5 protein-coding genes are annotated in these 13,096 nt (G+C 61.3%); 1 reads left to right on the top strand and 4 read right to left on the bottom strand.

The features are described from left to right. Positions 1–5: 5 nt before the first annotated feature. The 3 genes from DMP03_RS11405 to DMP03_RS11395 form a co-directional block, all read right to left on the bottom strand. Positions 6–1,241 carry a phage integrase SAM-like domain-containing protein gene (locus DMP03_RS11405; protein WP_135806937.1) on the bottom strand — a complete coding sequence of 412 codons (1,236 nt, stop codon included), beginning with the start codon at positions 1,239–1,241 and terminating at the stop codon, positions 6–8. 449 nt (positions 1,242–1,690) lie between these two features. After that, positions 1,691–3,367: a transposase gene (locus DMP03_RS11400; protein WP_152120792.1), complete on the bottom strand. Its 1,677-nt coding sequence runs from the start codon at positions 3,365–3,367 to the stop codon at positions 1,691–1,693. Positions 3,368–3,432: 65 nt separating this feature from the next. After that, positions 3,433–10,311 carry a GLUG motif-containing protein gene (locus tag DMP03_RS11395; RefSeq protein WP_207105370.1) on the bottom strand — a complete coding sequence of 2,293 codons (6,879 nt, stop codon included), beginning with the start codon at positions 10,309–10,311 and terminating at the stop codon, positions 3,433–3,435. A gap of 6 nt (positions 10,312–10,317) precedes the next feature. Here DMP03_RS11395 and DMP03_RS14375 point away from each other — a divergent pair, with 6 nt between their 5' ends. After that, positions 10,318–10,890, top strand: a complete 573-nt coding sequence (locus DMP03_RS14375; protein ID WP_172967142.1) for a hypothetical protein — start codon at positions 10,318–10,320, stop codon at positions 10,888–10,890. A gap of 487 nt (positions 10,891–11,377) precedes the next feature. On the opposite strand, the gene DMP03_RS11390 is transcribed toward DMP03_RS14375, so the two are convergent. After that, positions 11,378–13,009 carry a PAS domain S-box protein gene (locus DMP03_RS11390; protein WP_172967141.1) on the bottom strand — a complete coding sequence of 544 codons (1,632 nt, stop codon included), beginning with the start codon at positions 13,007–13,009 and terminating at the stop codon, positions 11,378–11,380. Between the last annotated feature and the right edge of the window lie 87 nt (positions 13,010–13,096).

Below are 13,096 nucleotides of genomic sequence, written 5' to 3'. Positions count from 1 at the left end.
ATAAGTTACTGCGGTACACTATCGATCTCCTCAAGGGCCTCAGTAGCGACATCACCTAACTCACCAGCCTCGATATGCGAGTACCGCTCACGAACCATCTCCTCAGAATTATCGAGATATCGGGCCGCCACAGTATATCCGAATGCCCGGACCAGAACCTCGCCCATGCCACGACGGCCACCGTGCGGAGCAAGATAATCGTGTTTCGGATGGTCGATGTCGATCTCCGCGGCCTCCGAGAGTCGTTGGAGAATCGACCGTGCGCCGTCCGTCGTGATCGACGGCGGCCGAATGTCCACATCGAGCGCCAGCAGCAGGTCGCGAGCGTACTCCGCACGGCGTTCAATGATTGCTTCTGGGCGTTCCCCTCGTTCGGCGAGGTTTTCCCGGACGAGCCCTGCGAGCGTCCGTTGGTCGAACGTCGGAAACACCGGCCAGCGCTCCGTTGGTGGGTCCATCAACTGGCGATAGCTTCGCAACGGCGAGATCACCGGATCGGGAAGGCTCGCGGCATCCCATTGCTGTTTCTTCCGGTAGACGTCCATACTCCCGTCGTCGACGGAGAGGTCCTCCCAGCGGACGCCGCGCCGGCGCGGGTCGTTCGGATCGCGGAGGAGTTCGCCAACGCGGACGGCGGTGTACGCGAGGACAAACACCAGCGCCCGGTCACGAGCCGCCTTCAACGCCGCGTAGCGTGCTCGCTGCTTGTCGAGGGGATCAGTATCCTCCGGGAGTGTCGTGTACGCCTCGACGGCGTCGCGGGCCCGTTCGTCGACGTGACGGGTGAGGGCGTGGCGCTGTTCGGACGTCCAGGCCTGCTGGTCGCCGGGCTTGCGACCGTCGTCCTCCGGCAGCGGCGCCATCGCACTCGCTCGCTGCGCGTAGTGGGCCTCAAGATATCCCTCGTTGACGCACCAGCCACACCACGCAGAGATATAGCGGTAATAGGTTTGTACCGTGTTCTGCTTGAGTCCCCGATCTCCACCGAGATGCCGGGCATACTCCCGGAACACGCGTTCGTCGAGATCGTCGAAGGTCGGCTCCCGGTCGACGTCGTCGGGGACGATCCCGGTCCAGTCGTCGGCGCCGCGGTCGCCGGCGGCCCACTCGGCGAACCGTTCGAGCTCGCGTGCAGCGTTACGTCGATAGTTCCCACCGTCGCCGCCGCGGCCTTTCCCCTTGTCTTGGAGGTAGCGCTCGTAGCTGTCGTCGAGCGGCGTCGAAAGCGCTCGGTCAGGCATTCACCGGCCCTCCACCGTCCTGCGGGCCCGGTCTCGGTGCCTCTACCCCGGGGGAAGCGCCGTCGTGAGGCGGTTGCAGCATTCGTGCTTCACCGACGGCGGCGGGGTACTTCAAAGTGGTCGTGATTACGAGCATAATCAGGACCACTTGTTGTATTCGGCTCATCGGGAGAATTCGGAGGTCTAGAGTCTCTTAGTACCGGAAATCCGTAATACAGTAGAATGTATATCGTATATCGCTATACAAAATTCCGAGCCTGGGAAGTTGAGACTACAGCGGGTTTAGCGGGCCTGTGATGCGTGGTCCGACCGAATCGACGAGCGGAAACCGCTTCAGATTGCTCTCCAAACAATCGTTCTTATTGAATTTCCAATATCATGGCCGGATTTCGGCGACTTCCGGCAGTGTTGCCACTCAGACGCCACACGAATCCAGACTGAGGGCTTTCCTACCCGATTCCGGTCTCTTTCTTCAACAGCGTCAGCGTATTATCGGCCGTCACGATCGGTGAATGCTGGTATTCACCGGTCAACTCTACCTGCACGAGCAAATCGACAGCTCGCCAGATCGAGTACAGGAGACACGCAAACACGAAGTAGAAGAAGCGAAGTCCAAAGTCCTTCGACGTCGTCGCCGCCATGAACCGTTTGATCGACCTGTACCCACTCTCGATCTCCCAGCGGTAGCCGTACTCCGTGAGGTGTCCGCTCCCGCAATTCGTCATGAACACCGAATACTGCCGGTGATCGTCGTGCTCGGAATCCTCTTTCCGTCGGTAGATTAGCGTCGTCTCGTGCCACTCGTTCTTGCCGAGGTGGAGCTTCCGGTCGGTCTCGTATCGATCCCGATCTCGTTGGAACAACCGCTTTGCTTGTGCTTTCTCGCTGGTCTGCATCCGCTTGGGAACGACGTACGACAGGCCACGCTGGCTGAGCATCTCTAAGACGTGCTGGCTGTCGAACTCCCGGTCCATCAGAACGTTATCGACGTGAACCAACTCCTCGGCTGAATCCAAGAGGTCCTCAACGATTTCCAAGCGAGACTCACCTTTCCGAACTGGCCGTGCGTCTAGCACAATCGGCACTGCATTGCCAACTAACTGGACGGTTGCCCACTGATAGGCGTACTCGTCAGTCTTCTCTTTCGTCCCGATTATTTCGTCCTCGTGGCCCGTCCTGTCACCGGTGAAGGGATCGGCCTCGGTGATATCGATGGCGACGATCCCGGCTCGGAAGAACTCCTCTGTCTCCGCGACTTCGCTCAGGAGCCTGTTGACGGCCTGTCGGTACATCTCGCGGATCTCCGCGATGGAGAGGTCACGCACCTGTTCTCGATGGGCGTGACCCAACGGTGTCCGCTTTCGAGTCGACTCGTAGGTGAAGCTGCGAGCGCCTTCGTTGGCAGCCAGATTTTCGCGAAGTCCGAGATACGTCTGTAAGTCCCAGTAGGCGTTCTCGTGAATCTCACAGCCTTCACCTCGATCCAGTGAGAACGCCGGGAAGACGACGTGACTGACGTGCTCCGTAACCGTTGCCGCTTCGTCAAGGACAGCTTGCTCGTCCAGATCTGATTCGTCCTCTTCGTCACCGTGAGATGGGAGGTGCCGTTCTGGTTCGCGCGGAACGGCGACATCTGCGTTCTGGGCTTTAACAAGTATGGTCCGCGCAGCTGTCTCGACTGTACCACGAAGCTCGGCAGTGAACCGTTCGTGCCAACTGCGCCATAGCGTCGACTGGTTCGGTAGACTCTCCAAGCCTAACTGCTCGCGGAGTGCCGGGCGACACTCGAGATACTCGATCAGCGCTGTTTCGTGCTCCCACCCGTGGAGTTCCTTCAGCAAGAACACACGAAAGAGCGTGTCCATCTCGTAGCGAGTTGGCCCCGCGTAGCGGTCGTGAGCGTGGAATTCGAAATACGCCAGCGGAAGTGCGCAGACGAAGTTCTCGACCGACTCGTGGCGGTCGTGTTTGAACCAGGTTTGTGAGACCATCCGAACATCTGACTCCAGCCCGTTGAGCGAGCTTTGCTCGTACAGCGGCGTCGCATCGTATACTGGCCAATCAGCGTGTGGTCGGCGGGCAATCTGTCGGAAGACACTCCGGCGAGACTCACGAGTTGCAGTCACTACGAGACGCAGAACACGACTCGCTCAAAAACGCGTCTTCTTCGCGACATAGCGGGGAGGCAGCGTTACGACTGCCGCCGAGCTAAGACGATGACCACCATCAAGAGTACACCGAACGCCACAGCGACGCCGAACCCGGGCCCACTCGCGTCGGTGGCCGATTCCGTGTCCTCGTTGTCACCTGCTGGCTGGGTCGATTCTCTTGTGGTCCCTGGGGTCTGTTGCGGGTTCGCTTGCTCTGTTGGGGCTGGTGTCGACGCGTTCAGAGCCTCATCTGACTGAACCAAGACCGTCCCAGCTACAACTGTGCCGACCGTGAGCGTGTACTCGCCAGGATCCGCTGGCGTGAACGAGAGCGACACAGTCCGCGTCGAATTCGGGGCAAGTTCGACTTCTCTGGCGGCAACGACCGTTCCGTTAGATTGCAACTCGGCAGTGTAGGCCCCAGCCGCCCTGCCGAGATTACGGACTGTCGCGTCGACAGTGACCGGCTCGGGGACGGTAATCGTGTCCGCTGGGCCGCTGGCACGCTCGATGACGAACGTCGGGCCGCTGGAGCCGATAGCGAACAGCGAGAGGCCCGGTGATACCGACTCGAAGACGTAGTAACTGCCGTTCGAACCGACATTTTCAGTTGGAAGACGGACTATTCCGTCGGTTTCGTTGCGATAGAGCGCAACAGCACTCGGGGCGACATCCCTCTCATCTAAGTAGGCTTTCTGGATCCGGAACCGGAACGTGACGTTCTCAATGTCTGTGTCTGGGTTCGTGTGGGTCACCTCAACGTAGCCCACGGGTACTGACCCGGTTATATTGAGAAACGCTCGCGTGTCCGTGCGGCTGCTATAGTTTGCTCTCCCCTGGTTGGCGGGTGCCGTCACAACTGTCCCGGCGTCGTCGGTCTCGTTTCCGGGTTCTATGCTGTCGGCTGACCACGTCCGCACCGACAGTTCGAACTCGCGGGTAGCACTCTCCGTCGGGGTGATCGACAGGCGGTCGACCACGACTGTGTCCGTATCCACGCCATCGTCCGCATCATTGCCGTCACTCCCGGCCGCAGACTGAGAGTCATCCGTGGCGGTCCCGCGGAGGTCAAGCGTGATGGACCCATACCCACCGGAGTCGGCCACGTTGAACGAGGCTGTGCCGTCGTCCGAGCGGGTTCCGGTGACGACGTGGGTGGTGTCCTCGTCCGCGGAAGGCTGGCCGTCATCAGTGTCGGCGGGAGCGCTACTCCCACCACTACTGTCGTCACCACCGCCGCCAGTCGATTCGACAGTGATCGTCCGGATAGCAGTTGCCTCGTTGTTTAGGGCGTCGGCGACGGTCAATTCCACCTCATAGGTACCAGCGTTGTCGAACGTGTGTGTGGTTGTTGCGCCGATGGCCGTGTCACCGTCGTCGAAGTCCCAGTCGTGGCTGACAATCCCGACGTTGTCGGTCGAGCCGGTCCCGTCGAAACTCACCGATTCTCCCTCGCCGACGGTCGCATCCGGGCCGACGCTTGCGGTCGGTGGCATCGAGTCGGTCGTCGTGAAGTTCACGGTAGCATTGTCACCGATGCCGCCGAAGTCGTTCGGCGACGCGGCCGTGTCGGTGAGTGTTCCCGCGTCAATTTGGACGGCATACTCCGTACTTGAGGTAAACTCGCTTGTGGGAGTGATCGTCAGGTTGCGTCCGGAGATCGAGACCGTTCCGTCGCCGCCCCCGGTATCAGTGCTCACGTCGAACGTCTCCGAGTTGCTGAAGCCGCCGTCGTCCTCCCGCAAGATAACTGATCCCGACCCAAAGACGACATCCTCACTGAACGTGATCGTGATGTCGGTGGTCTCGCTGACACCAGTGGCGTCGTCGGCCGGCGTACTCGACGTGATGGTAGGCGCGATATCGTCGGTCACGCTGATCGTGACTGCTTTCTCGTACGTGCCACCACTGCCGTCGTCGGCTTCGAGGCGAACGTCATAGTCCCCTTCAGCGAGCGAGCCGGCGTCGTCCGCACGCAGGTCGCCGCTGTCGACGTTGAATTCGGCATTGTCACCATCACCGCCCCCGCTGACCAGCGAGAACGTATGGCTGCTATCGTCAACGTCCGCGGCCGAAAGTCTCCCGACTACTGCGTTGGTGCCGCTGGACTGGGTAACGTTGGTGCTGGTCAGGCTGATGGCCGTCGGTGCGTCGTTGACCTGTGAAGTGATCACGCTCACGGTTACAGTATCCGTCCCGCCGTTGGGGTCGCTGACTTGGATGTCGAAACTGTCGCTGCCGGCGTAGTCACGGTCGGGTTCGTAGGTCAAGCCGCTGGGTGTAACCGAGTCTGTGCCGGTTGGCTCGCTAGCCGGGAGCCCCGAGAGTGATCCATGACTGGGTTTACTCAAGACGGTCCACGTCACTGTCTCCTCGTCGTCGGGGTCAGTCACGCTGAGTTTCTCGTCGATACTCGTGGCTGAGGCGTCCTGACTCACGGACAGTGACGGCGACGCCATGTCGAACGCCGGTGGGTCGTTGACGCCGTTTATCCTCGCTGTGACGGTCTGGGTGTTCGTGTTCCCGGCTGCGTCGGAGATGATAACGGTGATCTGTGTCGTGCTGGAGTCAGCATCCGACTCGGACTCAAACTCACCGTTCGGATCGAAACTCACTGTCCCGTCGCTGGCGATCGTGAACAGCCCGCCGCTGTCGCCGGCGGTCGGACTCCCGACGTTCGCGGCGTTGCCCTTGACTTTGGTCACGCTCAGCGCCCCCTGATCGTTGTCGTTGCTCGTCAGGTCCGCGACGATCTCGCCGCTCGTCTCCTCGTCGGTACCCCCAGAGTCATCCGACAGCGACGGAGGGGTCCGGTCGTTCAGCGTGATCGATCCCGTGGTGTCGCTGCCAGCCATCAGGTTCGTGTCGTCGTCACCGACGGAACTGCCGTCTATGGGCTGGATGGCGACGGATTCGACCCCGTCGGCTGGCGTCCCGGTCAGCGAGAGCTGGGCGCGAATCGTCGTCTCGCCACCGGCCAGCGCCGAGCCGTCGGTCTTCGTGAGACTGGAGACGGACGCCGACGAGACTGTTCCGCCGTTCTGTGTGACCGTCGCTGTCAGGTCGCCGGCCGTCAGCGCGCTACTGCTGTCGCTCTGGAAGACGCCCTCGCTGAACGTCACGTCGACGTGGCCATTATCGGACGCCAGCGAACTGCCGGAAATCGAGGGCACGACGCCGTCCATGCTAAGGACGGTTTTGGTGGCGGACGACAGGACATTGCCGCTCGTGTCGGCGATGGAACCAGCGATGGAGACGTCGACGGTGTTGACACCGACCGCTGAGTCCAGGTTCAGCGTCACGTCGGTGTTTGCACCGTTCTCAGTCGTCGAGATAGAGGAAATCGAGCCAGTGCTCAGTGAGAAGTCGGATCTGGCAATACTGGATTCGTCGACGTTGGCACCATCGGCGATGGTGGCGGTGATGGTTGTGTCGTCGGTTTTCGAGACGCTGTCGAAGGTGGGTGCGACGCCGTCCATATTCGAGGCGTCAGCCGACCCGCTCGTCTGCGTGTTGCGAGCTATGTCGTCGATGCCATCGGACTGGAGGCTCACCGTCACCGTGTCGCTGTCGACCGCTGAGTTGAGGTTGATCGTCACCGTCTGGGTTCCGGTTCCGCCGTCGGTGACGCCGCTGGTGTCGATAGTCGAAATAGAGCCGGAATCGAGCGAGAAGTCCCCCGAGCTGATACTGTTCTTCTCGATCCCGGCTCCACCGTCGGAGAAATCCACGTCGATGGTGGTGTCGTCGACCCTTCTGGCGCTGTCGATAGTCGGCGCAGTCGTGTCGATGGTGACGGTCGGCGTTGCCGAGACAGTCGTATCGTCGGCCCACGCGAACTCGGGTTCGTAGCTGCCGTCGTCCGGTTCGTCGAAGCTGAAGGTGGCTTTTCCGTTGGCATCGGTGACCGTCGTGTCGCCGGTCGCGAAGCCGTCGAGGCTGTCGTTGTCGAGGACTTCGATGGTGACGCCCTCACCGGCGTTGACCCCGCCCTCCTTTGCGGTTACGTTGATCGTTCCCGATTTGTTCTCGGCGACGGTCTGGTCGCTCGCCTCGACAGTGTCGACGGTGAGTTCGGTGACTGACTCCCAGGCCAGGGCGGGGTAGCCGCTCGTGACGAGCCACGTCTCGGGGCTCTCGAAGGAGAACCCGTCCATGTTGGCGAGCGGGGCGAAGCGTTGCATCTCGGTTGTCGTGAGCGCGATCACGTCACCCCCACCGTCACTGACACCCTGGTTGTCGACTGTGCTGCCACCTTCCGTGACCGTCGCCGCCTCGTCGTCCCAGTAGCCGTCGGTGATCGTGCCACCGTTTTTCTCTCCGGCGAAGCCACCAGCGCGGTCGTTGTCTCCGGTGACATCGCCAGTCGCGTACGAGCCGCTGACTGTGCCGCTCTTGATACGCCCGACGAGGCCGCCCACGATGGCGGCTGCTTCGACATCGCCGGTCGCGTACGACTCGTTGACTGTGCCGCTGTTTTGTCCGGCGAGGCCACCTACAACGGTGATGACTCCGGAGGCATCGCCCGTTGCGTAAGACTCAGTGACAGTGCCGCTGTTTTTCCCGACGAGACCGCCCGCACCAGAGCCGCTGGATACATCGCCGGTCGCGTACGACTCGGTGATCAAGCCGCCATCGTTTGTCCCGACGAGGCCGCCAATCCAAACGAGTCCGCCGACGGAACTGGCTGCGTGCGACTCGGTGACCGTGCCTCCGTTGTTCTCCCCAACGAGGCCGCCCACGTGATTTCCGTCATTTGTCCCGCCGGATACATGCCCAGTCGCGTATGAACCGCTCACCGTGCCTTGGTCGTTGTACCCGACGAGGCCGCCCATCCACCGAATGGTTACGCTGATATCGGCGTCCACGACGCCGACGTTCTCGACACGGCCACCGTCCACGTACCCGAACAGTCCGACGTAAACGCTCCGGTCGATGAAAAGGTTCGAAATCGTGCGCCCGGTGCCGTTGAACGTGCCTGTGAATCGCGAGCTGTCGTCGCCGATGGGGTCGAAGCCATTACCGCCGTTGGCTGACGAACTCGCCACGTCGTCGTAGCCAGCGGTGTTCGAATCGAGGTCGGCGGTCAGGACGAACTCCGACCCGAGATTCTGGCGGACGTTGTCGAGGTGGTACCAGTTCGCGATTTCGTAGGGAGTGCTTGCGGAGCCGTCACCGCCAGCGTAGAGTGTGGCACTGGGTGCGGGCTGCTGAGTGTTGTTCTGTAGCGTCGGGTAGAAGACGCCGTAGCCCTCGACGGAGCCGTCGTCTCCGGTCGTCTGCCAGGTGCTGGAGAAGTCAAACGGTCCCATGTTCCCCGCCGCGCGGTCCCCGGTCATCTCCGCAGTCGTGAGGCCGACCATGTTGGTGGCGGTGCCGCCGTCATCTCTCCCGACGCCGTCGGACTGGTTGGTCCTCGCCGTGTCCCAGTAGCTGTCGCTGACTGTGCGATTGTTCACTCCGACGAGACCACCCACGTCGTCGGTCCCAGTGACGGAGCCGGCCGCGTACGACTCCGAGACTTTTGCGCTACTTATGCCGCTGTTTATGCCGACGAGACCTCCAACGCCTTTGGTCCCAGTGACGGACCCAGTCGCGTACGACTTGGTGACTGTTGCCCCGAAGTTTCGTGCGACAAGGCCGCCCACGACGTCGCCGGTTCCGGAGACGTTGCCGGTCGCGTACGACTCGGTGACCGTGCCGGTGTTCACTCCGACGAGGCCACCGACGAGATTGTTTCCAGAGATGGTGCCGGTCGCGTTCGACTCCGTGATCTCCCCTTCGCTGACCCCGGCGAGGCCCCCCACGTTTTTGATTCCGGTTCCGGAGACATTGCCGGTCGCGTAGGACCCACTCGTGTTGCCAACGTTGGACCCGACGAGGCCGCCCACGTCGTTGCCCGTCCCGGAGACATCGCTGGTCGCGTAGGACGCAGTCGTGTTGCCGAAATTGAACCCGACGAGGCCGCCCACTTCCTTGTCTCCGTAGACGGTGCCGGTCGCGTAGGAGTTGCTGACTGTGCCGAAGTTCTTCCCGACGAGGCCTCCCACTCGTTCCTTACCGGTGATGTCGGCGTTCTCGACGCCGACGTTCTCGATAGTGCCACCGTTGACGTACCCGAACAGTCCAACATCAAAAGCCCACCCTCGGTCGATGGAGAGGTTCGAAATCGTGTGTCCGGTGCCGTTGAACGTGCCTGTGAACCGCGAGCTGTCGTCGCCGATGGGATCGAAGCCGTTGCCACCGTTGGCTGACGAACTCGCCACGTCGTCGTAGCCAGCGGTGTTCGAATCGAGGCCGGCGGTCAGGATGAACTCCGCGTCGAGGTTCTCTCGGGTGTTGTTGAGGTGATACCAGTTCGCGATTTCGTAGGGATTGTCCGTGGAGCCGTCACCGCCGGCGTAGGCGTACGCGTCCTGGGCTTCCAGTTGTGCCTGTCCGTTGGCGGACTGCAGAATCGGGTAGCCGTCTCCGGTGGCGTCGGCGTCGCCGTTTTCGACTGTTTCCCATGTGCTGGTGAAATCGAGATTCCCCATGTTCGAGGAGGCGCTTGACCCCTGCATCTCCGGGGCTGGAGTGGTGTCACTCGTGGACCCGTAGCCCGTGAGTCCCGAGGTGGTTCCGCCGTTGTCCTTTCCGATAACGCTCCCCTGGTCAGTCGTTCCTTTGTCCCAGTAGGAGTTCTGGACCGTTCCGGAGCCCGATATATACCCCGAGACGCCGCCGGAGTTGAGACCCGACACCGCCCCTGTGGCGTACGTCCGCTGCACCGTCCCCACGTTTACGAACCCGACGACCCCACCGACGTAGTTACCCGGAGATGTAACGGTGACGTTTGCATATGAATCTTCGAGCGTTCCCCGAGTCACTGTTCCAACGACACCACCGGCACTGCCGTCAGCCGAGATGTCGCCGGTCACGAATGAGTGACTGACCTGCGAACTACTTTCACCGACTTCGCCAGCGACCCCGCCGGTATCTTCGTTGCCAGTGATATCGACGCTCGTGAGACCGACGTTCGTAATCGTGACCCCATAGACATTACCGAACAAGCCAATCTGATCATGGCCGGGCCGATTGATGAACAGATTCGATATCGTGTGGCTGCTTCCGTCGAACGCGCCGGTGAAGTCGTCGGTACGGTTTCCGATCGGTTCGAACCCGAGCGTTCGCGGACTCTGCGTATCGTAGGAGACCGTTACATCGCCATCCGGTTTTTCGGTGAGGTCAATGGCCCCCGAATCCGCATCGACCACATTGAAGCTAAGCGAGGTGCCGTCAGCCGTATCAGTGACTGTCACCGAACTACTGTCGATTGGTGCGTAAGAAAGTTCGACGGGCTTTGGGGCAGAAAAGACAGAGAACGTGTCGGTGAAACTGCTGCGAGTATTCCAGTTATTCGTTCCGGTGGCATCGATATCCCTGGTCTGGACGTATCTTTTACTCAGGGCGTCCGACCGACTGGTCGCATCGCTATGGTTTTGATTGATACACTGTAACTGGCTGACGTTAGTAACCTCATGCCAGCCCGAACTGTTGGTCGTGTAACTGATTGTGCCACAGTCCGGGGCCGTATTGCCTGCCGCGGCCGTAGCGGTCCCGACAAAGCCACCACTGGTCGCCAGCATCGCGAGCCCCACGATTGTGACAAGATATACCGCAGCCAGTCGACTCGCCGTGCGCGTTATGCCAACCACCGCCAGAACCACTGCCGTCTCACTGCCCGGCCGCTCGCGCTACCCGCTGGTGCGGTCACGAGACCGACGACACGAGACTGTAGTCTGTCACCGACGGCCGCCGTCGGTCGGTACCGGCCGCCAGCGGAACTGACCGCGCCCGAACCCACCGACCGACGCCCACAGAGGCATAGAAGCGAATACATATCGATCTTCGGTACGCATCATGCTGGTGTAAAATTGGCTTACAAATATACGCAACAGTGACAACGAGGCAACTAGTCAGAACAGATAGCCACGCGCCGTCGGATCAGTCGACTCGCCCGTCGTGAGAGAAGGCGTCCTTGAAAACGGCCAGTTCGGCGTTGCGCAGGTGATGGAGGAAGGTCGAGGCCGAGCAGCCGAGCGTCTCGGCCACGTCCTCGGCGCTGGCCTCCTGTGGGCGCTCGAAAAAGCCCGCCAGCGAGGCCGCCCGGAGTGCGTCTTCCTGTTTGATCGTCAGCCTGCCGAACGCGCTCGGATGTTCATCATCGACAGGCCGCTCGGTACAGGCGTACATACTGGCCCCCGGCCAGTGGTCTTCCACAGTGTCGACGATAGCACCAATGTCGGTCCGACGCGGGAATTCCACAGTCAGATCCAAACAACCGTCATAGGTGATAATCGAGCGCAGGACTTCGCCGTGCCCGCCCACGAGTCTCCGTATTGACTGTCCGTCGGTGCGCATCAACACGACCGCTATTGTCTCCGACGCCGTAACAACGGTCGCCGCCTGAACCGACGGGAGTCCCGCTGCGGTCGATCGGAGTGTCTCCGCGTCTGCGTCCGCAGTTTTGAGCAGAAACGTGACACCTGAGTCACCACCGCTCTGTAGTTCCTCAACGACTACTTCCGGCCTGTCGCCGTCGTTGGTCTCCTCGCGTTCGTCGGCAGCCAGCGCCGCCAACAGGGCTGTCAAGACGTGTTCACCCGTATATCGGAGCGTGAGCTCCGTGACTGTCTCGCTGGCGAGAGCCTCCTGCTGACGGTGGACCTGCTGTTTGAACGCGATCGCGACCGCCACCTCATCGACCAACTGCTGGGCCACGTCACTTCCGGAATCCGTCCGGACCACGGTGAGCGCGCCGTAGGACAGGCCCTCGTGGTCCAGGGGCACCGACCGGACCGAGGACAGCCCACACCGCTCCAGCCGGGCGACGATGTCCGGCTCCTCGTCCGAGCCCGTCGTGACCGTCACGGGAGCGTCCGTGGCGAGCGTCCGGCGTGTCGCCGTGTCGATACTGCCGGCCGCGTCCGGTCCCCGGAACCCCCGGTCCGAGCCGTGATCGGCGACCATCACCGGACGCGGGTCGTCGCCGTCCCGTGCTTGCTTTCGGACGACCCAGCCCGCCTCGTACCCATAGTCCTCGACGAGCAATCGACAGACGCTCGCGGCGATCTCCCGGTCTGTCGAGGTTTCCAGAAGGAGCTGGCGAATGGCCTCTTTTCCGTCGCGTTCGGATTGGACCTGTTTACGAGTCTGCTGGAGTTGCTGCTCTCGCTGCTTTCGCTCGGAGATGTCCCGAGAGTTGATGACATAATGTCCGTCAGGCGTCGGGTTCGAAGAGCCGGTAGTTTCGATCCACTTGTAAGAACCGTCTGCCATCTCGTGGCGGTATTCGACGGTTTCGACGTGGTTGCCGTCGTCGGAGACGATTGCAGCGAACGCTTCGACGACCCGGTCTCGATCCTCGGGATGGAAGTACTCGGCAACCTGCTCCCCGACCAGTTCCTCCTGATCGTACCCGTAGAGGCGCTCGATAGATGGACTCTCGTACAGCACGACGCCTGACGGGTCAAGCAGCGTCAACAGATCAGTTGAGTGCAGCGGAAGCCGGTCGAGCGATGAGACATCCTCCAGTTCGGGAGTTGTCTGTGAGCTCAATCTCTCATCGCTATCCATGCGGTCCTTCTGTGTCCGAATCCGAATGACTCCTTCGGTTATGTCACTGGAAAATAAACGACTCTGTGAATCTGGAACCATGGGAAA

This window comes from Halosegnis rubeus, from assembly GCF_009184545.1.
Taxonomy (GTDB): Archaea; Halobacteriota; Halobacteria; order Halobacteriales; family Haloarculaceae; genus Halosegnis; species Halosegnis rubeus.
The sequence above is the reverse complement of the archived record's forward strand: the minus strand, read 5'-3'. Positions and strand labels throughout refer to the sequence as shown.